Source organism: Nostoc sp. (genome assembly GCF_036917575.1).
GTDB lineage: Bacteria > Cyanobacteriota > Cyanobacteriia > Cyanobacteriales > Nostocaceae > Nostoc.
In genome coordinates this window covers 1-22,755 of sequence record NZ_JBALDC010000097.1, presented here as the reverse complement: position 1 = coordinate 22,755, position 22,755 = coordinate 1, and the positions used below count along the sequence as shown (strand labels likewise).

General features: G+C 40.9%; 20 protein-coding genes. 12 read left to right on the top strand and 8 right to left on the bottom strand.

Annotated elements, in window-relative coordinates:
* Positions 1–39: 39 nt before the first annotated feature.
* The 3 genes from rseP (at position 40) to rpsN (ending at position 2,184) form a co-directional block, all read left to right on the top strand.
* Entirely contained in the window at positions 40–1,140 is a 1,101-nt protein-coding gene (gene rseP, locus V7K79_RS27590; RefSeq protein ID WP_335052385.1) for an RIP metalloprotease RseP, read from the top strand.
* Positions 1,116–1,805, top strand: coding sequence for an endonuclease III (gene nth / locus V7K79_RS27585; protein WP_335052383.1), 690 nt, complete (start codon positions 1,116–1,118; stop codon positions 1,803–1,805). Before rseP ends, nth begins: the two co-directional genes overlap by 25 nt.
* 76 nt (positions 1,806–1,881) lie before the next feature.
* Entirely contained in the window at positions 1,882–2,184 is a 303-nt protein-coding gene (gene rpsN / locus V7K79_RS27580) for a 30S ribosomal protein S14 (RefSeq protein WP_322727590.1), read from the top strand.
* A 56-nt stretch (positions 2,185–2,240) separates the two neighbouring features.
* Here the strand turns inward: rpsN and V7K79_RS27575 are convergent, their stop codons facing one another.
* Positions 2,241–2,570: a hypothetical protein gene (locus tag V7K79_RS27575; RefSeq protein ID WP_012410384.1), complete on the bottom strand. Its 330-nt coding sequence runs from the start codon at positions 2,568–2,570 to the stop codon at positions 2,241–2,243.
* Positions 2,571–2,677: 107 nt separating this feature from the next.
* On the opposite strand from V7K79_RS27575, the gene aat reads away from it, so the two are divergent.
* Entirely contained in the window at positions 2,678–3,253 is a 576-nt protein-coding gene (gene aat / locus V7K79_RS27570) for a leucyl/phenylalanyl-tRNA--protein transferase (RefSeq protein ID WP_335052380.1), read from the top strand.
* Between the two features lie 358 nt (positions 3,254–3,611).
* On the opposite strand, the gene V7K79_RS27565 is transcribed toward aat, so the two are convergent.
* From V7K79_RS27565 to V7K79_RS27555, 3 genes are read right to left on the bottom strand one after another with little or no spacing between them, the layout of a single operon-like run.
* A complete protein-coding gene (locus tag V7K79_RS27565; protein WP_335052378.1) occupies positions 3,612–4,979 on the bottom strand; it encodes a diguanylate cyclase domain-containing protein in 1,368 nt (455 codons plus the stop codon).
* Positions 4,969–7,635: a hybrid sensor histidine kinase/response regulator gene (locus V7K79_RS27560; RefSeq protein ID WP_335052376.1), complete on the bottom strand. Its 2,667-nt coding sequence runs from the start codon at positions 7,633–7,635 to the stop codon at positions 4,969–4,971. Before V7K79_RS27560 ends, V7K79_RS27565 begins: the two co-directional genes overlap by 11 nt.
* Positions 7,636–7,644: 9 nt before the next feature.
* Positions 7,645–8,625 carry an ABC transporter substrate-binding protein gene (locus V7K79_RS27555; RefSeq protein WP_335052374.1) on the bottom strand — a complete coding sequence of 327 codons (981 nt, stop codon included), beginning with the start codon at positions 8,623–8,625 and terminating at the stop codon, positions 7,645–7,647.
* A gap of 675 nt (positions 8,626–9,300) precedes the next feature.
* On the opposite strand from V7K79_RS27555, the gene V7K79_RS27550 reads away from it, so the two are divergent.
* Positions 9,301–9,723 carry a hypothetical protein gene (locus tag V7K79_RS27550; RefSeq protein ID WP_335052372.1) on the top strand — a complete coding sequence of 141 codons (423 nt, stop codon included), beginning with the start codon at positions 9,301–9,303 and terminating at the stop codon, positions 9,721–9,723.
* Positions 9,724–10,012: 289 nt separating this feature from the next.
* On the opposite strand, the gene V7K79_RS27545 is transcribed toward V7K79_RS27550, so the two are convergent.
* On the bottom strand, positions 10,013–11,242 hold the full coding sequence (locus V7K79_RS27545) for a TetR family transcriptional regulator (RefSeq protein ID WP_335052370.1): 1,230 nt from the start codon (positions 11,240–11,242) through the stop codon (positions 10,013–10,015).
* 279 nt (positions 11,243–11,521) lie between these two features.
* On the opposite strand from V7K79_RS27545, the gene V7K79_RS27540 reads away from it, so the two are divergent.
* Entirely contained in the window at positions 11,522–12,379 is an 858-nt protein-coding gene (locus tag V7K79_RS27540; protein WP_335052368.1) for an acyl-CoA desaturase, read from the top strand.
* Positions 12,380–12,881: 502 nt separating this feature from the next.
* Entirely contained in the window at positions 12,882–15,539 is a 2,658-nt protein-coding gene (locus V7K79_RS27535) for a TonB-dependent siderophore receptor (protein WP_335052366.1), read from the top strand.
* On the opposite strand, the gene V7K79_RS27530 is transcribed toward V7K79_RS27535, so the two are convergent.
* Positions 15,505–15,642: a hypothetical protein gene (locus V7K79_RS27530; protein WP_335052364.1), complete on the bottom strand. Its 138-nt coding sequence runs from the start codon at positions 15,640–15,642 to the stop codon at positions 15,505–15,507. The two genes, V7K79_RS27535 and V7K79_RS27530, sit on opposite strands and share 35 nt — an antisense overlap.
* 14 nt (positions 15,643–15,656) lie before the next feature.
* Between V7K79_RS27530 and V7K79_RS27525 the strand changes: the two genes are divergently transcribed.
* The 5 genes from V7K79_RS27525 (at position 15,657) to dusB (ending at position 19,431) form a co-directional block, all read left to right on the top strand.
* Positions 15,657–16,487, top strand: a complete 831-nt coding sequence (locus tag V7K79_RS27525) for a class I SAM-dependent methyltransferase (RefSeq protein ID WP_335052362.1) — start codon at positions 15,657–15,659, stop codon at positions 16,485–16,487.
* Positions 16,488–16,565: 78 nt separating this feature from the next.
* Positions 16,566–16,706 (top strand): hypothetical protein, encoded by a 141-nt coding sequence (locus tag V7K79_RS27520; RefSeq protein ID WP_335052360.1) that lies wholly within the window; start codon positions 16,566–16,568, stop codon positions 16,704–16,706.
* Positions 16,707–16,804: 98 nt separating this feature from the next.
* Entirely contained in the window at positions 16,805–17,512 is a 708-nt protein-coding gene (locus tag V7K79_RS27515) for an O-methyltransferase (RefSeq protein ID WP_335052358.1), read from the top strand.
* Positions 17,513–17,570: 58 nt separating this feature from the next.
* Positions 17,571–18,062, top strand: coding sequence for a PepSY domain-containing protein (locus tag V7K79_RS27510; protein ID WP_335052356.1), 492 nt, complete (start codon positions 17,571–17,573; stop codon positions 18,060–18,062).
* Between the two features lie 313 nt (positions 18,063–18,375).
* Positions 18,376–19,431 carry a tRNA dihydrouridine synthase DusB gene (gene dusB / locus V7K79_RS27505; RefSeq protein WP_335052354.1) on the top strand — a complete coding sequence of 352 codons (1,056 nt, stop codon included), beginning with the start codon at positions 18,376–18,378 and terminating at the stop codon, positions 19,429–19,431.
* Between the two features lie 239 nt (positions 19,432–19,670).
* On the opposite strand, the gene mtnA is transcribed toward dusB, so the two are convergent.
* Both mtnA and V7K79_RS27495 read right to left on the bottom strand, forming a co-directional pair.
* The gene (gene mtnA, locus V7K79_RS27500; protein ID WP_335052351.1) at positions 19,671–20,732 is read right to left on the bottom strand and encodes an S-methyl-5-thioribose-1-phosphate isomerase; all 1,062 of its coding nucleotides are present in this window, start codon (positions 20,730–20,732) and stop codon (positions 19,671–19,673) included.
* Between the two features lie 421 nt (positions 20,733–21,153).
* A partial coding sequence (locus V7K79_RS27495) for a calcium-binding protein (RefSeq protein WP_335052349.1) occupies positions 21,154–22,755 on the bottom strand: 1,602 nt, incomplete at its 5' end.

Here is a 22,755-nt window from a genome sequence, read left to right as displayed (position 1 = left end):
GGAGATAACTATAGCTTAATATCTTCACTAATTTACTCTATGTCAGTTTTAGCAGCGATCGCAGTCTTGGCTGTTTTGATTTTGGTACACGAGTTGGGACATTTTGTTGCAGCACGTTCTCAAGGCATTCTCGTTAACCGTTTTTCTTTGGGTTTTGGCCCGGTTCTTTTGAAGTACCAAGGTTCACAAACCGAATATGCTGTCCGCGCCTTTCCTTTGGGCGGCTTTGTGGGCTTTCCTGATGATGACCCAGATAGCGATGTTCCACCCAATGACCCAAATCTGCTGCGTAACCGTCCAGTTTTAGACCGGGCGATTGTTATCAGTGCTGGAGTAATTGCTAATTTAATTTTTGCCTACTTAGTGTTGGCTCTGCAATTGGGTATTGTCGGCATTCCAGAGAGGATAAACTTTCAACCTGGTGTCATCGTCAAGCCGGTCAATGAACAATCTATTTCCTACCAAGCAGGTATTAGGGAAGGAGACATCATTCTGACTGTTAATGGTCAGGAACTCCCTGCTTCTGAAAAAGCAACAGCTTATCTCACAAAAGAAATTCAAACTCATGCCAATCAGCAAATCGAACTAAAAATTAAACATGAAAACCAACCAAAGTCTATAAAGTTAACTCCAAAGCTGGGAGATAAAGGTCAAGGTGTAATTGGCATTGAACTTGGCCCCAATGGTACAGCAGTTTATCGCCGTCCTAATAGTCCTTTTGAAATTTTCGGCATTGCTGCTAACAGGTTTCAACAATTATTTGTTGGCACACTCAGCGGTTTTGGGCAGTTAATTACCAATTTTCAACAAACTGCTGGACAAGTTTCTGGGCCAGTTAATATTGTCAAAATCGGTGCAAAATTAGCTGAAGACAATAGTGCAAATCTGTTGTCTTTTGCGGCAATTATCAGTATTAACTTGGCTATTATCAATATTTTGCCTTTACCAGCATTGGATGGTGGACAACTCGCTTTTCTGCTGATTGAAGGTTTACGCGGTAAGCCAGTACCCGCCCGGATTCAAGAAGGTGTAATGCAAACCGGTTTGGTGTTACTCTTAGGGTTAGGAATTTTTCTGATTGTCAAAGAAACTACCCAATTAACTAGCCAATTGGAATGGGTACAAAAATTGTTCCAGTAAGCATTACCCGCAAATCGTTATCTAAAAAGCAACGGGCGATAGAAATTTTAGCTCGGCTGAAGCGTCTTTATCCAGATGCTACTTGCTCTTTGAACTACTCAACGCCAGTACAACTGTTGGTGGCAACGATTCTCTCTGCTCAATGTACTGATGAACGGGTGAATAAAGTAACACCAGCTTTATTTGCTCGGTTTCCTGATGCAGAGAGTTTAGCGATCGCTGACTTGGTAGAATTAGAAAACTTGGTGCGTTCAACAGGGTTTTATCGCAATAAAGCCAAAAACATTCAAGCCGCTTGTCGGATGATTGTCACTGAGTTTAACTCTGTTGTCCCCAACCAAATGGAACAGTTGTTAAAACTTCCAGGTGTAGCGCGCAAGACTGCAAATGTAGTCTTGGGTCATGCTTATGGTATTAATGTTGGCGTGACAGTAGATACTCACGTCAGCCGTCTGTGCGAACGTTTGGGTTTAACTCAAGCAAAAGACCCCGTTCGGATTGAGCAAGATTTAATGGGTTTATTGCCTCAGCCTGATTGGGAAAATTGGTCAATTCGGCTGATTTATCATGGTCGTGCTATTTGTAAAGCCCGCTCTCCCCTCTGTGTTGCTTGTGAGCTTGCCGATTTATGTCCGGCTGCGAATCAGCCAGTGGTTGTAGGATAAGCGACACAAGTAACCCCAGAATTGATGGAGAGACTGTAGAATGGAAAACGGTGTCTTTAAATAAGTTAGAGAATATATGGCAAAAAAGAGCTTGATTGAGCGCGAGAAAAAGCGCACCAAGTTGATCGAAAAGTATGCTGACAAGCGGGAAACTCTTTTAGAAGAGTTCAGAAGTGCAGCATCTCCTTTGGACAAGTTAGAAATCCACCGGAAGATTCAACAGCTACCCCGCAATAGTGCGCCCACCCGCCACCGCAACCGTTGCTGGTTGACTGGTCGTTCTAGAGGTGTTTACCGCGATTTTGGGTTGTCTCGGAACGTACTGCGAGAATGGGCGCATGAAGGTCTTTTACCTGGAGTTGTTAAGTCTAGTTGGTAGTCAATGAGTCATTAGTCATTAGTTATTGGTAAAGAACAAAGGACTAATGACAAAAATTATTGACCACAACACTTATCAATTCCTAGACTTTCTAAGAGTAGATCGCTGACGGCGTTGGCGATCGCAAACTCTCCGTAGAAGCTATTGGAAAAATCATAAGACTGCATCTCTGTGACAATGGCAATTACCAGAGAACCAAGGTCATTTTCTCCTTCCATCCGTTGACGCACAAAAATCTGTGCGGCTCGTTGAGCAATATTTTGGTTGACTGCTTCGGGGATAAATTCTGTATCTAGCCACCGTTGTAAGCGTTCTCGTAACCATTCACCTTCGAGCAGAGGGTTTTCAGGCGGTGGTAGGGTGATGGGTGGAATTGGTTGAGTCATTTTTTTTATTTTAAACGCAGAGGGACGCGGAGGGAAACGCAGAGGAACGCGGAGGATGATTAGTAGCATCAAATTGCGTTTCTAAGAGTGTTTTTTTTTATTTATTTATGCAATATGATATCGCCGCTATTGTTGAGGGCTATGCACAAGGCTATTTTCTCATGGCTGATGAGCGCGATCGCCTGAGTTGGTACGGAAGTCGCGATCGGACTTTGATTCCTTTGGATGAGAGGTTTCGCTACCCCAAGTCTTTGCAGCGCGTTCTGAATCAAGAGCGGTTTACTGTGGCGATTAATCGAGACTTTCAGGCTGTGGTGGCTGGCTGTGCTGACAGAGAGACAACTTGGATTTCATCGGAATTGCAAAAGATTTACTGGCTGCTTTACCAGAACGGTTATGCTTATAGTTTTGAAACTTGGCGAGGTGACGAACTTGCTGGGGGAATTTTAGGGATTGTGATTGGTGGTGCTTTTATTGGCGAATCGATGTTTTACCGCATTCCCGAAGGTTCAAAGGTGGCGATGGTAAAGTTGGTAGAAAGATTGCGTCAGAGAAAATTTGTGTTTTTTGATGCCCAAATGATGAATCCCCATTTGGAAAGATTTGGTGCTTATCGGGTTGAGGATGAAGAATATCAATCTTTACTTCAGCAAGCGTTGCAACGTACTTATAACTTAATATAATTTTGCAAGAAAAGTCGGATGTAATTGTCACTAATGTAATAGTGCCGGGAATGAAGGTATTGCCTTGAAGAATTCAGGAGTCATAATTATAGCAAACGCCAAGGCAGTTAGGACATTGTTGATTGCTCAAAACCTTAAAACAACTGGATTTTTTTTCAGCACTCTGCACTTTGCTATAATTAGTGGGAGATTCAGACCGTTACTAATTGAAGACCACTAAATCTTCTCTTTCAGAGACGCTGCACTAACGATTTAGTGGGAATGCAAAAACGCCGCTTGTTCATTTACCAGTCGGACTCCAATTCAATTGGAGAATTCTGACTCCTGACTCCTGAATTCTTTCTTAATCAAAAATCTTTCAATAATTACAATAGCGATCGCGCCCATTTTGTTTGGCATGGTACAGTGCTTTATCTGCTGAGGCAATGAGTGTATCTGGGGTGATGTCCCAAGTGGGTATGCGACAGGTAACTCCTAAACTAACGGTAATGATATCCTTGACATCAGACTGTATATGGGGAATAGCCAGAGCATGAATTGCTTGCTGAATACTTTGCGCTACTTTGATCGCTCCCGCTAAGTCAGTATTGGGCAAAAGTACCAAAAATTCTTCTCCACCGTAACGCGCCACTAAATCAGCAGGACGATGAATTGTCTGTTGCACTGTTTGAGCTATCCTCATTAGACAATCATCGCCTGCAAGATGACCATAATAATCGTTGTAAAGTTTGAATTTATCAACGTCAAACATAATCAGTGACAGGAATTGTTGTTCTCGTGCAAGGCGTCTCCATTCTGCTTGCAGTCGTGTATCAAAGCAACGACGGTTAGCTACTTGAGTTAAGCTATCTAAATTTGCCAGTTGTTCTAGTTTCTGATTTGCATCTTGGAGAGCCAATTCAATTTGTTTACGTACAGTGATGTCGCGTATGGTAATAGCAAAACCATCATTTAGCTTGACTGCGACAAAGTGATACCAGCAAGAATTACCTAATGGATGGTAAAAATCCCGTTTTAAAGCCTCCCCCGTTTCGACAAGATTAACAAAGTGATTAAAAAGTTCTGGTTCTAGATGAGCTAAGAATTTTTTGAATACTAATTTGCCAATCATCTCTTCAGATTTGCATCCAAAGGCTCTAGCAATGACAGGATTGATAACTAAGCAACGGAAATCCTCAATGTCCCCAGTTGCAGAGTTACGGACAGCTTGCATAGCGGCTATACCATCTAGCGAACTATTCAAAATACTAGCTAGTATTGCCCTGGACTGATACAGTATCTCTTCTGTTTTCCTACACTTAATATTTTCTTGTTCTAGAAGGTGTTGCTGGCGTTGAATGGTTAATTGATTTTCTAGACGCGCTACAACTTCTTCAATCTGAAAGGGTTTGGTGATGTAGTCTATGCCTCCTGAATCAAAGGCTATCACTTTATCAAAAACATCATCTAAAGCACTAATAAAAATAACAGGAATAGTGCGTAGAACTTCATCTGCTTTTAAGGTTCTACAAACTTGATAGCCATCCATTTCTGACATTTTGATATCTAAAAGAATGATATCTGGTCGCTTCGCCTTTACTGTTTTTAGTGCCATCCGCCCACTTGTGACGCTGCGAACAGTATAGCCAAGTTTAACTAGAGAATCACTTAATAAATGTAAATTTTTGGGATTGTCGTCTACTAGGAGAATATTACCTTTATTTTCCTTATCAGAATCAAGATTCATTGTTGCTTATGAGGGGTTCAGCTAAATCAACCAATTCTTCAAATTCAAATTTATGAGCAAGTTTTGTTAAAGATTTAATTAAAAAGTTTTCTGTTTTGGGAATATCTCTAATTAATTCTATGACACAATTAGTATTTGCTTCTAAAGCAGCTTGATAAAATTGATTAATCCACTCTTGAGACATACAAATTAGATTATTAGATGTTAAAAAATGTTTTTCTATATATTCCAAATTTGAATAATTATTTTCAGCAAATATATATTTGACACCAAGATGTTTGGCTAGAGTATCAAAAATTGTATGTTCTGTAAAAGGTTTGCGAAGAAAGTCATCACACCCAGCTGAAAGAACGATCGCTTTTTCTTCTTCTAAAACACTTGCTGTCAGAGCAATTATAGCTGTAGCATTCCCCTTTGTAGTAGACTTTATATATTTTGTAGCTTCGTAACCATCCATAACAGGCATTCGCATATCCATCCAAATCAGCTGGGGTTCCCATTCATTCCAAATAGCGATCGCTTCTTTGCCGTTACTAGCTTCTTGCATTTCAAACCCTAACGGTTGTAAAAGTTTAATTAATAATTGGCGATTAATAGCTTTATCATCTACTATTAACAGTTTATATATAGGTTGTCCTGGTACAAGTTCTAATACTTTTGGATGTACTTCTAAAATATTGCTATTAGTTTCTTGACCTAATTTTGCTTGAATATAAAATTTAAAATTTGTCCCTACTCCTAATTTACTTTCAACAGAAATATCTCCTCCCATTAACTGAATAAACTTGCGACTGATTGTTAAACCTAAACCCGTTCCTTCTTGAGATTCTTTTCCAGCTTGTGCTTGAGAAAAAGCATTAAAGAGTTTGGGTAATTCTGAGGCTGCAATTCCCACTCCTGTATCACTGACTTTAAAATCAAGAGTTAAAATATCTGTGATTTCTTCAGTAGTATTATTTACTATTAAACTAATTGTTCCTTTTTGAGTAAACTTAATGGCATTGCTAATCAAATTAATTAATACTTGCCGGAGTTTTAACTCATCTGTGCAAATATAACATGGAACATTTTCACTACGTTGAAATATTAAATTTAAGCCTCGATTACTTGCGTGTAAATACAGCATATCTTCTAAATCATCCAACAAGCAATACAGGTCAAAGTCTTTGGGGTTAAGAGTAGTTTTACCCGCTTCTATTTTTGATAAATCAAGAATATTATTAATCAGCGTTAGTAAATAATCACCACTATGATAAATGATCCCGGCATTTTCATAATGATCGGCAGGCAAGTTTTTAGCACGTAACATTAATTGAGAAAAACCTAGAACAGCATTGAGGGGCGATCGCAATTCATGACTCATATTGGCAATAAACAAACTTTTAGCTTGATTTGCTACTTCGGCTTTTTCTTTAGCAATGGCTAACTCTGCTGTTCTCTCCTGTACCCGTTGTTCCAAAGTTTCCAAAGATGTTTGCAACTGAAGTGCCATGTTGTTAAAGGATTTTGCCAGTTGACCTATTTCATCTTTTGAGTTGTTTTTTGCACGGATATTTAAGTTACCTGCGGTAAACTGGAAAACTATATTGGTAAGGTAAATTATTGGCTTTGTTAACAGTTGCCCAATGGCAAAAGCGATAATTGTTACTACTCCTGCAATAAATACAAATAGAAAAATTGCATCACGAATTTGCTTTTTTACAGGTGCTAAGGCAATAGAAAGGGGTCGTGCAAATAATACAGACCAAGGTTGATATTGCAAACGAGCGATCGTAATCAGATTAACTTGATTACCTGTTGCTTTCAAAGATGCAATTAAATAGGATTGTTTATTATCCAATGCTTGTTTAATTTTTAACTCATTAGTTGCCAATCCTTTGACAGAAAAATTAAGTAAACGCCCTTCCCGTTGCAGTTGATTTACAATATCGTTAGGCAGAGGCACAATTGATTTAAAAAGTAGCTCTGGTGCAATACTATGTGCTAGATAAATATTATTTTCATCTAAAAGAATAGCAAAAGATTTTGCCCCAGCCCCTTTAGTTTGTGGAGTTACTAACTGCTGAACAACAGTAGCATTGTATGAAACACGCAATATACCCAATATATCTCCCTTGGCATTGCGAACTGGACTGCTAAAAAAGAGGGTAAGAAGGTCAGGAATTGTCGGCGACTGCTTTATGCTAGAAACAAAGGATAAACCAGTTTGTAGCGGTTTTTTAAAATAATCTTGAACTGATTCATCCTTGCCAATATTCAATGTACGTGTATCCAATACATTTTTACCGTTTAAGTCGAGCAAAGCATAAGAGAGAATATTGAGCATATCTTTGCGACTGAGACGGATTAATGTTTTTGTCGCCAATTGCATTTCGGGGCTGTCATCTCGCTGTTTTGGGTTTAAACGGAGATAGTGTGCTAAACCTGGTAAAATTGCCTCTACGCGTACAGCATTTAAATTTCCATCAATAAAAGCATCTATTCTGTTAGCAGTTTCGTTAGCCGCCGCAGATAGGGCTTGTCGGGCGTTGTCAGTTAGTGCTTTTTCGGTTGTCTGTTTGTTGACAAATGCCAATAACAGCAATGGAATCAAAGCGACAACGAGAAACGAAGCGATTAACTTTGTACGAATGCCACCCAAAAAGGAGTGCTGCATAGCTTAAAACTACGGTGGAGAGTTTATAAAGGAAGAATTAAACAAACTGTTTAACTTAGGAATGCGATTTATATTTCCAGAGCGAATAAAAAAGTTTGTATATATCTCGGCAGTTTTGTAAATGGAGTTAGGGTTACTAGATTGAAAATATTTTTGATTTTCACTTAAATCGGTTAGGTTTATTCCCTCTAGGGAAAGAGTATTAAGTGGAATTTTTAACGCTTTGCTGATAATAGCGTTTCCTTCCTTAACATTTGCTTTCCAATATGTTGAGGCTTGTAGCCATCCTCGCACAAATCCACGAATGTCTTCGGGGCGATCGCGAATTGTCTCACCCCTAAAGATAATCAAATCTAAAATCAAGCCAGGGGTTTGTTTACTAGTAAATAAGATATTTCCTCGTAATTTCATTGCTTCAGATAGATAGGGTTGCCAAGTCTGTCCGGCTTGAATTGTATTATTTTTCAGGCGTTGAGGAATTTCTGAAGCCTCTAATTGAACTAAGTTCACATCATCACTAGTTAAGTTAGCAGTTTTTAGCATTTCAGTCACGAAAACTTCGCTAAAACCGCCTAGATTTGTACCCAGCTTTTTGCCTTTCAAGTCAGCAACAGTTTTAATTTGTGATTGGGCGACTACCACATCTGCTCCTGTTGATTCGTCTATAACGATCGCGCTTTGTATATCTGGATTTGTGGCACTCAAGATTATAAAATTTCCCAAGGACGATGTAATACCGTCATACTTACCCGCATTAAAGTTTGCTTGTTCTATTTGGGTGTATCGTTTATGAATTAGTTCCACTTCTACCCCTTGGGCTTTGAAGAATCCTTTTTCTTGAGCAATGATGCCTGGAAGCTCTCCAACAAAAGATGCAAATGTGACTTTCAATCGAGGGCGTTTTACTTCAATTGGTACTGAAGTATTACAAGCAAGTAGTAAACAGGCAGTAATCAGGAAAATACTAATGTATCTGAGTAGTTTAAGCATAAAATATTTTATATTTTTTAATTATTGGTAATAAAAGATTCACTTAAATAAACTAATTATTTCAATTTAAATTGCCATGTAAATATTGTTTGAGATTGTATTAAAAAAGTTTTGGTTGTTGGAATTGCTTCAAGATTTAGAAATTCTGACCGTAAGAGCGGCTTGAGAATTTTATTTGCAGGTATTGTTTTGCAACTGCCCTAACAAGGAATTATGGTTCAAATCAATGAAAAAGGCTGTAATTGCAAACAGAGCATGATATTTTTCAGCGCGATCGCCTTCGCCGTAAGTTGGGTTGAGCTAAGGAAACCCATCATCTAATACTCCGACACGATGTTGAAGTACCTAAACACGATGTTGAAGTACCTAAACACGATGTTGAAGTACCTAAACACGATGTTGAAGTACCTAAACACGATGTTGAAGTACCTCAATACGATGTTGAAGTACCTAAACACGATGTTGAAGTACCTAAACACGATGTTGAAATATCTGTTGCTTATTTTATGTTACTTTTTTGACATATTTAATAAATACATCAGTACAATCCACTAAAAATAATTAGGTCTATCTTAATTTGCTTTAATTTTTCCGAATTATCTCTCAGAGAAGTTTATTGTTGCATTGGCTAGAGTACATGAAGTAATCCCATAACTTCTTTCAGGAGCGCATTTTATGGCACGATTAAAACGCAGTTCACCGACTCTAGAAAAGGCTCTTCGTCGAATTGCAGGAATGCGATCAATTAGTCCGACGCTAGAATTTGGCAACGGATTAAATTTGACAGACTACGACAGGCGCATCCAAAACTTGCAAACCCAGCTATCAACATACAACACTTTACTCTCTAGCATAGATGAAATGGCAGGTCGTCTCTCTCTAATTGAACAAGAATTGGGCGGCTACTCTGAAAAGATGTTAATGAGTGTGGCAACCCATTATGGCAAAAACAGTTTGCAATATATCCAGGCGGGAGGCAAACCACGCAAGAAATTATCACGCCGTTCAAGCAACACCCAATCCCCATCTGAGAGTATAGCTACAACCTTGAATAGTGCAAACAACAATGGTAAAGAAACCTCTGTTGTTTTACCTTAATTGTTTAACTGCATCATGCTGACGATCGCTCAAGAAACAAGGCAGGAGGCAGATCGCTTTTAGCGTCTCCCCTTCTCCCAAAGGGAGAGGCTAGCGCCAAGGGAGAAGGCAGGAGGCAGAAGGGAAGAGGGTTTAAGTCTATTTAATTTTTCTTAATATAGTTTGGTTTCTTCACATCGTTCTACTTAAATACGACTATTAGATTTCTTCTCCCTCTGCCTTCCCTGCTCTTCTTCCTCTCCAAAGCGATTGATTATTTTTATTTGAAAGTCTCTTATCTCCCCACCCCCTATCCTGGCTTATGATCCAAACGGGTGGCTTGCTCTAGGGCGGCTTTTTCTTTGGCTCGGCGGACATAAAGTTGTAATTGGGTGCGATCGCAAGCTGTGAAAATACTCAGGTTTTCTAAGGTAATCCCTCGCATTAACATTTCTACCCGCCAAGTTTGTTGTGCTTGGGCAATTGCTGGCGTTTGTCCTTGGGGAGTTAATAGTGCTTCACTCCATGCTTGCCAACGTACCTGAAGCTCTGATTCTGACATGGGTGTGTTTGTTTCATTCAGAAACATCGCTGTTTGAGCATCTTTACGACTTTTCAGCCATTTGATTAAGGGATTATTAGTAAAAGAGCCGTAGCGTTTGCCCAAAATCCACTGATTCACAGGGACTTGACGCACAAATCCGGGGATTGTAATTTGTAGGAAGTGCCCTTGACTATCGTAGATTTGGTGCGATCGCTGCAAGCTAGTGATTTCTGTAGCGGATAACCCAGCCCCAAATAATACGTAAGCCAAGGCATAATCTCGTACTCCAAATTTCCTGGCTTGTTGCAGAATTTCGTGAACTAAACTAGCTGGTAAATCAGTTATTTCTGTGGTGGTGAATCCTCCTTGTAAAGAATTAATTGCTGATTCTGCTGAAGGTGACATGGCTCCATGCAAAAACAACTCCACCAAATTTTCGAGAAAATCATTCCGATCCTCCCAAAGTTCGTGAAATTCGCTGGTGAACTCAATTACTGCATATCCCAAAATCATCCCATTCAGCAAACTTGCTAATTTTTCTGCGGGTAAATAGGTATTTAAGTGTCCTTGCTGGATTACAGTAGCTAAATACTGAGCTACATAACGGTTTGCCTCAGTTACTCCCCTGCCTAGTGCGCGGCGATTTTCTGCCGGGAATTGGTCGGCTTCACCTACCACAGATCGGACAAACTCTGGTACTCGTTCTAATGCATGTAAGCTATCACTTGCATAATCTTTAAGAGCTTGGTAAACATTGCCAGGAGGTGTTGCCCGCCGCACCAGCGATTCACCTAAATCTTTGAAGGCTGCGGACTCTTCCAGTACAGCTAAAAGTAATCCATGCTTATTGCCAAAATTCCGAAATAGAGTCACTTCGTTGACTTCGGCTTTTTCAGCAATTTGGCGGGTTGTGGTAGCGCTAACTCCCTGAGCAGAAAATAACTCAAGTGCAGCTTGAATCAGGCGTTGACGAGTGGAAATGAGTTGAGATGACATAGAAAAATGCAAGTGGCACTTGCAGGGGTATCAGAGTTCTGCTAGCATAACAAATGTAAGTGATACTTGCTTTACTCTACCTGATGAGTGACGCTCCTTTGGCGCTAACGCCAGTCACTAATGGAATAAACCCCCATTGGTCTTGGCGTCTCTTCTTCTCCCAAAAAAGAAGACCGCGCTGGTTTACTGTAACTAACTGGTGAGAGGGTGGATAAATCCTTAGTCGGATTATGCCCAATAAAAAGTCAATCACTTGATCATCCATCAACAGGAATTTTTATGACCGCAAATTTTGGGGCGATCGCCCCTGAGAGAGGCAACTCACCTCAACTCAGTTGGACAAATGTAGTATTTTTTGCTACATTTCATGCTTTAGCACTTCTGGCTCCTTGGTTTTTCTCCTGGCCAGCATTAGGTTTGCTAGTGTTTCTCCACTGGTTATTCGGGAGTATTGGTATTTGCTTGGGATATCACCGACTACTGAGCCATCGGAGTTTCCAGGTTCCTAAGTGGTTAGAGTATGCGATCGCCCTCATTGGAGCGCTGGCTTTGCAAGGGGGACCAATTTTTTGGGTAGGTGGACACCGCCAGCATCACGCCCACACAGAAGATATCAATTTAGACCCCTATTCTGCCCAAAGAGGATTTTGGTGGAGCCATATATTATGGATTTTCTACCCGCGCCCAGAATTTTTTGACTATGAAACCTATAAAAAATATGCCCCTGACTTAGCAAGACAACCCTTTTATTGTTGGTTGGATCGCTACTTCTTATTGTTGCAAATACCCTTCGGGCTACTGCTATATGCTTTAGGAGGATGGTCTTTTGTGATTTACGGAGTATTTCTCAGGTGTGTCTTGCTTTGGCACTCAACCTGGTTTGTGAACTCAGCATCACACCTATGGGGTTATCGCACCTTTGATGCCAATGATGGTGCTCGTAATCTTTGGTGGGTATCCCTCGTCACATACGGAGAAGGATGGCACAACAACCATCATACTTATCCACACATGGCGAAATCTGGGTTGTCTTGGTGGGAGATTGATATTACTTGGTGGAGTATCCTAGTTTTGCAGACTTTGGGTTTAGCCAAAAAAGTTGTCTCGCGTCCTCCTCAAAGTGCAACTCACAGCTAAATTGCAACTGAAACATTATGAATTTACCATGCCGACTGCTGATTTGCCGTCGGCTTACTAATTTTTATCAAAATTAGCTTTTATAGATTTAGTGAATTGAAAATAAATCTTATTAATAGTTTTACACTTTTAGGACTTACACAGAAATTGCCAAAAGCTTAATTTATCGAACCGTCTTCTGTGCGAAAGGCTCCGCCAACGCAAAGAATCGTAGAGTATGTGTCAGTCCTAACTTTTAAGATATATTTCAATTAACTTAAACAAAAAGGTAACTGAAATCACAGGCGTGAAAGTAAAATCCTGCTCTCTGTCATCTCTATTTGTAAATAAATTCTGACAATTGTTTGCAATTATTTAGTCATCTCCTGTAATGTTTATTCTAAGGTAGTTGACTAAGAATCTCAAGAAGCAAAAGCTATTTGTTGCTTTGTTGAGAGGAATAGCAAGTAGAAAGTAGGTGTAGGGGTGGCAAATGGTATTGAAGCAAATATTAAAGATTCTTTTGGTCACAAGCTCTATTTGGTTTTGCGTTGCCAGAAGTGCAACTGCTCAACAAGTATCTTCTCAACAGATACAAAATGAATCTGCGTTCGCGAAAGTACTACTCAATTCCAGGACGATTAGAGAAATTCCACGACTAGAGAAAGTAAAACTTCCGAACACCAGTGCTGAAGTGCTAGTGCAGTCGCCAACACCAAAAACAGCACCTTCCCAAAAACTAGTACAAGTGACAGGAGTCAAAGCAAATCCTACTTCTAAAGGTGTGGAAATTATTTTACAAACATCCAAGGGTCAACAATTGCAACTACTGAATCGCAGTGCTAACAATAGTTTTATTACTGACATTCCCAATGCTCAACTGCGCCTTTCATCAGGCGAAGCATTCACATTCCGTTCGGATAAGCCAATTACTGGTCTTAGTGAGATAACGGTAGTAAATCTGGATGCCAATACTATCCGGGTAACGGTAACGGGTGAGGCGGGTTTACCTACTGTTGAGTTGTTTGATAGTGATGAAGGTCTAATTTTCGGGTTGACAGCAGTTACATCTTCGGCACATACGCCACAGCAACCGCCAATACAACAACAGCCGAGAACTCAAACTAAGCCAGAGCAACCACCTAACTTACAAACTGATGAACCGATTGAATTGGTGGTGACGGGGGAGCAAGACGAGTATCGTGTACCAAATGCCTCCACTGCCACTGGAACTAATACCCCTATCCGGGATATTCCATTCTCAATTCAGGTAGTTCCTCAAGAGATAATTCGAGATCAGCAAGTCACACGCATAGAAGAAGCGCTCCGCAATGTCAGTGGTGTCACTTATCAAGGAAGTGCAAGCAACAGGGCAGGTGCGGATTTCAGCATTCGAGGATTTACTGATGCCCCGATTTTGCGCGATGGATTTAGACGGTATGGCGTTGTTCAAGCGCCTTTAGAAGTAGCGAATTTAGAGCGGATTGAAGTACTCAAGGGTCCGGCATCCATCTTGTATGGTGCGATTGAACCCGGAGGATTGATTAACGCGGTGTCCAAGCAGCCCTTGTCCCAGCCATTTTACGAAACAGAATTACAAGTGGGAAGCCGGGGTTTTGTCCGACCCCGCTTTGACTTTTCTGGTCCCTTAAGCACTGATGGTAAAGTACTCTACCGCCTGAATGGGTTGTACCAGAGATTGGACAGCTTTAGCAACTTTGACCAAGAAGACCGGCGAATCTTCATTGCGCCTACACTTACCTGGAAAATAGACGATCGCACCGATTTAGGAATTTCGCTGGAATATCTCGACAATAATCGTCCTGCTGATTTTGGTATCCCAGCTAGTGGCAACAGAATTGCTGATGTTCCACGCGATCGCATTGCTACCGAACCCAGTGACGCAGTGACAAATGAATATATAAATGTTGGCTATAACTTGGAACATCGCTTCAGTCAAAATTGGAAATTTCGCAATGCTTTTCGCTATTCCTCCTATGACTACAATTTCAATGTTGTTGCCCTTCCCCTTTCTTTTGACGAGGCAACAGATACGGTAAATCGCTTCTTGGCCTCCCAAGAAGGACAGGACGATAACTATACCCTGCAAGCTAACGTCGTGGGTGAGTTTGCTACGGGTTCTATCAATCACACTCTTTTATTTGGTGCAGACTACATTCATAGTGCTACAAACACTTTCACAGTACTTGATTTTACTCCCCAAGCATTGAATCTTTTTAATCCAGTTTACGGGGTGGCAAAACCCAGAGAGGATACATTACCACCCTTTGGCGGCACTGATACAACATCCAATCGCTGGGGATTCTATCTGCAAGATCAGATTTCGCTGTTCGAGAATTTAAAGTTGTTAGCAGGCATCCGCTATGACACCATAGAATCAAAAACAGTCAATCTGCCAGGGCAGGTGACACAACCGGGTGAGACGACTGAAAATGATCATGCTTTCACCCCGCGTGTGGGGATTCTTTACCAACCGAGTAAAGCTATATCCTTGTACGCTAGTTACTCAGAATCCTTCACTCCCAATACGACAAATACAGAAACGGGTCAACCTCTGGAACCAGAACGGGGTAAGGGGTATGAGTTTGGTGTTAAAACAGAGTTGCTAGACGATAAAGTGTTTGCCACGTTGGCATATTTTGACATTACCAAACAAAATGTGGCAGTTACCGACCCCAACTTCCCGCTTGCATCTATCGCATCTGGAGAACAGCGCAGTCGTGGGGTTGAATTCGATGTCGCCGGAGAAATATTGCCGGGATGGAAGATCATTGCTAACTACGCTTACATTGATGCTGAAGTCGCTACTGATACCAATCCCGAATTGGTTAGCAATAGGTTATATGGTGTTCCCGAACATAGTGCCAGTTTATGGACAACTTATGAAATTCGGCGCGGTAATTTGCAGGGTTTAGGGGTGGGAGTTGGATTTAATTATGTTGGTGAAAGACAGGGGGATTTAGCTAATAGCTATCAGGCAGATAGTTATTTCATTACCAATGCAGCAGTTTTTTATCGGCGTAATAATTGGCGATTTGGTCTCAACTTCAAAAATCTTACTGATGTCAATTACATCGAAAGTGTATCGAATCTGCGAAGCGGAGGCAATAATTTTGGCGAACCATTCACGGTGATTGGCTCGGTTTCGGTGCAGTTTTAATTTCACAGAACCCTTCGATGCCTTGGAGAGAAAAGCAGCCAGATTTCTTCCTACCAATCACATCGGGAGGATAGTTAGAAGAAGTTTCAACATCGTTCACCATTCGCTAAAACTGCTATGACTGAATTTTCGACAAAACTCACAGGTGTTCCGCGTACTATGCTGATGACTACCCGCGCGCGGGTGGATGAACATCAACGCGAGGTCGGTGCGTTGTTTCGCGATCCGAAAGTGTTTGAATGGTGGCAAGCGATCGCTTGGGACAGCGATCTCGATTGCTTTTATCAACCGCTTTCTCAACTCAGTTGGGTAGTACGGGCAAATGCGTTTGATCAAGTTGCTCGGCGACACATTGCCAGTTATGCTGATGCCGTTGTGGTCGAACTCGGTGCTGGATTATCCACTCGTTATTACCGAGTTGGGCGAGGTTGCAAATGTTGGATCGATCTAGATTTACCTGAAGTCACAAATCTGCGTCGTCAGTTCGATAGTGAAACACAACAGCATCGTTTCATCAGCCGTTCTGCCTTAAATTTTGGCTGGATGGATGAGTTACCAGATTGCCCATCCGAGCATCTATTAATTATTGCCGAAGGATTGCTCATGTACTTTAGCGTTGAGCAAGTGCAGCAATTAATTAATCAATTGCGTCAGAGGTTTCCCAATGCCACGTTCATGTTTGATGTCGTGGGAGGTGCGAGTAAAGGAAAAGCCGCTAAATGGTTAGAAAAACTAGGTGCGCCAATGCAATGGTTTGTCAAAAATGAAGGTGATATCGATGGAATGGGATTAGCGATCGCCCAGGTGGTTTCATTAGTGCAGGAAAATTATCGTTATCCCCATCGACTTAATGCCCTGCGATGGATTCCCTGGATTGCCAAACTGCCCTATTTTCGCAATGCCGGTTTGATTATTGAAACCAAAGTTTTACCCCTGTCATCAGGCTGATGTGTATGTAAATCCTTCACCATCATTGATGCTGCTCAAACATTCTATTAGTTATTAATCATTAACCAGATAATTACAATGAAACCATTTTTATTCAGTGCTTTGCTAATTACCAGTAGTGCGATCGCCGTTGCTTGTCAATCAATGATAGCGCAGAATGCAACTACTTTGGCAGGGCAACCACAACAATACAAGTTTGAGACGCTAGCGGTGATTTAATTGCGATCGTTGAGAACGTAGACAAGCTACAAACAGGCAAAGTATCCAAAGAGTACAGAATGTTTACTTTGAAATAATCTGAGAAATTATTGATAACCATGAGCAAGCTATCCAAACCAAGTGCACTCAACGACGAAAAAGTTAAAACTGTTTTAAATCGACTGCACGCAGAAGCTAATAAGCAATTTCCTAAATTAATTCTCCACTACTTGCCAAAGCTTCCAGGCTTATTTTTGGGTAAGGGCATTAAATGGGATCAGACAAAAACTGAATTTTACAAAGATAAATATATTCCCATTGAAGCAGACCAAGGAGAATTCTTATATTTAATAGCTCGTGCAATTAATGCCAAAACTATTGTTGAGTTTGGTACTTCATTTGGAATTTCCACCATATATCTAGCGACTGCCGTGAGGGATAATGGTGGCGGCATTGTTATTGGCACTGAAATTGTGCATGAGAAAGTTGTGCAAGCCAGAAAAAATATTGCCGAAGCCAGATTAGAAACCTATGTAGATATTCAAGAAGGTGATGCTTTAAAAACACTAAAAACCTTTAATCAAACAGTTGATTTGGTGTTGATTGATGGCTGGACTCATTTAGCCTTGGATGTGTTAAAAATTCTAGATCCGTTAATTCGACCTGGCGGGGTCGTTATTTCCGATAATGTTAATACCTTCAAGGAGTCGCTTAAAGATTATGTTGATTTTTTGCAAAACCCTGTTAATGGTTATCAGTCATCAACATTAAATTTGAAGGGAGGAACGGAATTTTCAGTTAAAGTCAGGAGGCATGATGAAAATTAAACAGTTTCTATCAAGATGGTCAAGAACAATTCATCGATGGGTTGGACTTTACTTTGCTATGGTTATTGCAATTTACCTAATTGAAATAATTGCCCTTCCATCTGTCTTTAGCTCTGGCTTACCGACAGTTGATGGAAAACCACCCACTCAAACTGTTGCAAAAAATACTAAGTCTTTACTTTCTCTAGAACAAGCTTCGCAAGCATTCATCTCTCTGCACCCAGAGGGAATTAATAGGCTAGAAGACATTGATGAAATTGCCTATCTACCAACTCTAGGCGTTTATCGATTTGAAAATCAAAAACGTTTGTTTGAGTGGTATATCGATGCTCATAACGGCAAATTAGTAAAGTATGGCTTTAACTCCACCGATTTTTTAGAGTATCGAGGATTGCTGGGATGGTTTGCTCCCTGGATTCACGATCTGATTGAAATGTCCTTTTTGTTTTTTATGTCAACATTAGCAGTCAGTGGTGTTTATCTGTTCATTTATCCGTTTCTAGGAAGGAAAAATTCAGAGATTAATTCAAGTTTAAAGGAAACCCTTTAAGTCGGGCAAATCTTAGTTTGATTAGATACTTGTCTGTGTAAGAGGATGTCTGAGAAGTTAAAAATGTCGTGCTAGGATCTATAACATGGGCTGCTTGTAGGTATTGAGTTGTCGTTGTGGAAGACAACAACTTTATCTTAATTATTGGTATTGGGTTTGACAGCCAAACAAATCTTACAGGCGTTGGATTTGGAAGTTGAACAGGCTCGATAAGCTGCAAAAATAGCCTCTAAGTCAAGATACATCAACGAAAATAAATAGTATCTCTAAATATCTTAGCTATCTTCGGTTCCCACAATTTTTAATTTTTTCTATGATTTCTCTGTCTCCCACTCTTCAAGCTAGGCTCTCCCAACCCTTAAAGATTGGCTCATTTGAGGTAAAAAGTCGGGTTCTCCAGTCGCCTCTATCTGGAGTCACAGATATGGTGTTTCGCCGTCTTGTACGTCGCTATGCCCCAGATTCAATGATGTATACCGAAATGGTGAATGCTACGGGGTTGCATTATGTCAAGCAGTTACCCAAAATCATGGAGGTAGATCCAAATGAACGCCCGATTAGCGTTCAACTATTTGATTGTCGTCCAGATTTTCTGGCAGAAGCAGCAATCAAGGCAGTTGCCGAAGGTGCTGATACTGTTGATATTAATATGGGTTGTCCGGTAAATAAAATCACTAAAAATGGTGGTGGTTCTTCCTTGTTGCGGCAACCAGAAGTAGCAGAAGCAATTGTGCGCGAAGTGGTAAAAGCTGTTGATGTCCCTGTGACAGTAAAAACCCGTATTGGCTGGAATGACAACGAAATTACTATTCTCGACTTTGCCAAGCGGATGGAAGATGCAGGGGCAAAAATGATCACAGTACATGGACGCACCCGCGCTCAAGGATACAATGGCAATGCCCGTTGGGAATGGATTACCCGTGTAAAAGAAGTGCTTTCTATCCCAGTGATTGGGAATGGAGATATTTTTTCTGTTGAAGCAGCAGTGAAATGTTTAGAGCAAACTGGCGCTGATGGTGTAATGTGTTCCCGTGGAACTTTGGGTTATCCGTTTTTAGTGGGAGAAATTGATCACTTTCTGAAAACTGGGGAGATATTACCGCCACCTACACCGATTGGGCGTTTGGAATGTGCAAGAGATCATTTACAAGCCTTATGGGAATATAAAGGCGATCGCGGTGTGCGTCAAGCCCGTAAGCACATGACTTGGTATGCTAAAGGTTTCGTTGGTGCTGCTGAACTCCGAGGACAGTTAAGTGTAGTTGAAAGGGTAGATCAAGGTTTGGCAATGATTGACCAAGCAATAGAAAAACTAGCTAATGGTTATGAATTAGAGGAAGAAGCACAAGGTAGTTTAGTAATGCAATGAAGAAGAGGGGGAAGGGGGAAGGGGGAAAGGGGAAAGGGGAAAAGGAACCCCATACTTCAAAGCAGGGGTTTCAAGTATGGACGCTGATTTTTATTGTACTGCGTGTCTCAAAAATCTTCTTTTTTGCTCTCCATCTTTAAAAAGAGGGGCTTTATACCCGTAGGGAAAAGTTTTTAATTCTTTCCCTTTACCCCTTACCCTTTCCCCTTTTCCCCTTAGCGGTAAAGTCCCTTAATGATTTACACTACTTGCTTTAGTTGTGATTTTACTAATTTATGAGGTGCGATCGCTCCATTCTCTGTAATGATGGCTGTAATCAACTCAGCCGGAGTCACATCAAAAGCTGGGTTGTAAAAATCTACACCCGCAGGTGTGAGAATGGTATCACCAACTTGATAAATTTCTGTTGATTCGCGTTTTTCAATGGGAATTTTGCTGCCGTCAGGTAATTCAAAATCAACGGTGGAAAGGGGTGCAGCCACAAAAAACGGGATATTATGTGCTTTAGCGGCGATCGCAACACTATATGTACCAATTTTATTGGCAGTATCACCATTAGCAGCAATGCGATCGGCACCCACAACTACAGCATGAATTAAACCCTGTTTCATACAATGGGCTGCCATATTATCAGTAATTAATGTCACTGGAATACCTTCTTGCACACATTCCCAAGCAGTGAGTTTTGCACCTTGTAAGCGAGGACGGGTTTCGTCAGCAAAAAGCCGTTCTAAACGTCCTTCTCTCCATGCAGAACGCACAACACCCAAGGCTGTACCATAACCAGCAGTAGCTAATGCCCCAGCGTTGCAGTGAGTAAGCAGCGTCAGCTTTTCTGGGGTAGACGGTAAAACTGCTAAACCATTGTCGCCGATTGCCTGACAAGTTTGTAAATCTTCAGCATTAATTGCTTGGGCTGTTTGCAAAAGGATTTGCTTGATGTCTTCTACCGTTCCCAGAGTTTCGTAGGCAGTTTTGATCATCCGGCTAATTGCCCAAAATAAATTTACTGCCGTTGGACGAGTAGAACGCAACAATTGGGCTACTTTCTCTAAGTGTTGCAAAAATTCGTGGCGATCGCTTGTTTCTATTTCCCTCGCACCAAGATACATTCCATAAGCCGCAGCCACACCAATTGCCGGCGCACCTCGGACAATCATGGTTTTAATCGCCCGCGCCATATCTTCACTGCGGTGAATTTCTACAAATGTATATTCGTTGGGTAAGCGCGTTTGGTCTATTAGTGACACTGCGTTGTTGTGCCAAATAACGGGATAAACTTGGTTTGCGGAGGGTGTCATAGAAAAAGGTAGTTAGTAGAGCAATATTTTTTACTTTAATGCACCCTGATGACTTCATTTAACAAAACCTAATGCTAAATTTGAAGTTGCGATCGCCCAAATACAATCTTTTTTTACTTAGTTAGTAAGCTGTTTTGCATTTAATTAGTATGATTGTGACTTTTCACCTCATCTATAAAAACCAACGTAAAACCTAACTCTTAGAGGATGTCTGAAAACTTTTTAGTGTTGTATTCGAGACTTGTAGATCCCCCTAAATCCCCCTTAAAAAGGGGGACTTTTAGAAGTTTTCCCCCCTTTTCAAAGGGGGCTAGGGGGGATCGGACGAAATATTTAATACTTCTCAGACATCCTCTTAGCCCCTTTCCGCTTTGGAGAGGGGTTGGGGGAAAGGTTATTCCAAGATTACTGAATTGGTGTTCTAAGCAATTAGACTGAAATTGCTACTATTAAGAGTTATACCAGAATTTCCTAAACGGGCAAACTCAAATACTGTTCCAGTGCCCAGAAGATTTCCATCCAGATTATAGAATAGGCTGCCACTACTTTGACTGAAGACAATATGTGCATTACTAGCATTGACAGATTGATTGTTAGTAACAACTGCAAAGTCAGTTAAAGTTTGTCCTACAGTATTAGTAACAGTATTGAAGGTGGTTTTACTCAGCACAATTTGGTCTTGTCCCGCTTCAAACTGAGTGATGTTATCAACACCTAAGCTTGTGCTAAAAACCGCGTTACTTTGGAACAGATATTTATCCTTCCCAGTTCCACCAGTGAGAATATCATTGCCCAGTCCTCCCAAGAGTTGATCATCACCATTTCCTCCCTGGAGAGTGTCATTTCCGTTACCGCCAATCAGAGTGTTATTCAGTGTATTACCAATGAGAAAGTCATTACCTGTGCCACCTGTTGCGTTTTCGATCACGTTATTGGCAGAGAGAATGAGTTTGAGATTGTTATTAACTGTTTGTGATGTGGTTACACCTAGATTTACGTTGACGGCAACTGTAGTACCGCTAAAGTTAAGAGTATCAGTACCACCTGCTGTGGTTTCTATAATTGTGTCGGTTCCTAAAGCTGTATTAGCTACAAAAGAATAGGTATCATTTCCTGCTAACCCTTGGAGTCGGTCATTTCCGTTACCGCCAATTAGAGTATTATTCAGTGTATTACCAATAAGGCTGTCGTTGCCTGTGCCACCCGTTGCATTTTCGATTACGTTGTTGGCAGAGAGAATAACTTTGAGATTGCTATTAATCGTTTGCGAGGTAGTTACACCTAGATTTACGTTGACGGCAACTGTAGTACCGCTAAAGTTAATAGTGTCAGTACCACCTGTTGTGGTTTCTATAATTGTGTCGGTTCCTAAAGCTGTATTAGCTACAAAAGAATAGGTATCATTCCCTGTACCACCGTACAAGGTATCATCACCCAAACCACCAGATAACTTGTCATCTCCCTGTTCACCAAATAAACGATCATTACCGCTATTACCTACCAGGCTATCGTTACCTAAACCACCAAACAAATCATCATTGTAAGCACTTCCGCTGATGGTGTCATTCACAACTGCACTGTTGAAAATGAAATCACTAGCTTGCAATTGACTTTTGCTAATGCCATCGATTTTGAGTCGATAATAATAATCGCCGTTATAGAGGCTATTGCGGGTGCTAATTATCGCATTAGTATCTACATCCTCACTTGTCAGAAGTGAGATAGTGTTGAAGTCACTAATACCAATAGTTCTAAGATCAATTTTGTCTGCTCCCTTCTGAAAATCTGTTACGATGTCTTGGTCTTTACTACCACCATAACCATCAAAGTTCTCTAAAACAAATTGATCGTTACCTGCACCGCCATACAAGCTATCACTTCCAGCACCACCTAATAACTTGTCATCTCCTTGTTCCCCAAACAAACGGTCATTACCGCTATTACCTACCAGGCTATCGTTACCTAAACCACCAAACAAATCATCATTGTAAGCACTTCCGCTGATGGTGTCATTCACAACTGC

Excerpts from the sequence above, each read along its gene's own strand:
- rseP (WP_335052385.1), top strand. The coding sequence starts at position 40 with ATGTCAGTTTTAGCAGCGATCGCAGTCTTGGCTGTTTTGATTTTGGTA.
- nth (WP_335052383.1), top strand. The coding sequence starts at position 1,116 with ATGGGTACAAAAATTGTTCCAGTAAGCATTACCCGCAAATCGTTATCT.
- rpsN (WP_322727590.1), top strand. The coding sequence starts at position 1,882 with ATGGCAAAAAAGAGCTTGATTGAGCGCGAGAAAAAGCGCACCAAGTTG.
- V7K79_RS27575 (WP_012410384.1), bottom strand. The coding sequence starts at position 2,570 with ATGACTCAACCAATTCCACCCATCACCCTACCACCGCCTGAAAACCCT.
- aat (WP_335052380.1), top strand. The coding sequence starts at position 2,678 with ATGCAATATGATATCGCCGCTATTGTTGAGGGCTATGCACAAGGCTAT.
- V7K79_RS27565 (WP_335052378.1), bottom strand. The coding sequence starts at position 4,979 with ATGAATCTTGATTCTGATAAGGAAAATAAAGGTAATATTCTCCTAGTA.
- V7K79_RS27560 (WP_335052376.1), bottom strand. The coding sequence starts at position 7,635 with ATGCAGCACTCCTTTTTGGGTGGCATTCGTACAAAGTTAATCGCTTCG.
- V7K79_RS27555 (WP_335052374.1), bottom strand. The coding sequence starts at position 8,625 with ATGCTTAAACTACTCAGATACATTAGTATTTTCCTGATTACTGCCTGT.
- V7K79_RS27550 (WP_335052372.1), top strand. The coding sequence starts at position 9,301 with ATGGCACGATTAAAACGCAGTTCACCGACTCTAGAAAAGGCTCTTCGT.
- V7K79_RS27545 (WP_335052370.1), bottom strand. The coding sequence starts at position 11,242 with ATGTCATCTCAACTCATTTCCACTCGTCAACGCCTGATTCAAGCTGCA.
- V7K79_RS27540 (WP_335052368.1), top strand. The coding sequence starts at position 11,522 with ATGACCGCAAATTTTGGGGCGATCGCCCCTGAGAGAGGCAACTCACCT.
- V7K79_RS27530 (WP_335052364.1), bottom strand. The coding sequence starts at position 15,642 with ATGGTGAACGATGTTGAAACTTCTTCTAACTATCCTCCCGATGTGATT.
- V7K79_RS27525 (WP_335052362.1), top strand. The coding sequence starts at position 15,657 with ATGACTGAATTTTCGACAAAACTCACAGGTGTTCCGCGTACTATGCTG.
- V7K79_RS27520 (WP_335052360.1), top strand. The coding sequence starts at position 16,566 with ATGAAACCATTTTTATTCAGTGCTTTGCTAATTACCAGTAGTGCGATC.
- V7K79_RS27515 (WP_335052358.1), top strand. The coding sequence starts at position 16,805 with ATGAGCAAGCTATCCAAACCAAGTGCACTCAACGACGAAAAAGTTAAA.
- V7K79_RS27510 (WP_335052356.1), top strand. The coding sequence starts at position 17,571 with ATGGTTATTGCAATTTACCTAATTGAAATAATTGCCCTTCCATCTGTC.
- dusB (WP_335052354.1), top strand. The coding sequence starts at position 18,376 with ATGATTTCTCTGTCTCCCACTCTTCAAGCTAGGCTCTCCCAACCCTTA.
- mtnA (WP_335052351.1), bottom strand. The coding sequence starts at position 20,732 with ATGACACCCTCCGCAAACCAAGTTTATCCCGTTATTTGGCACAACAAC.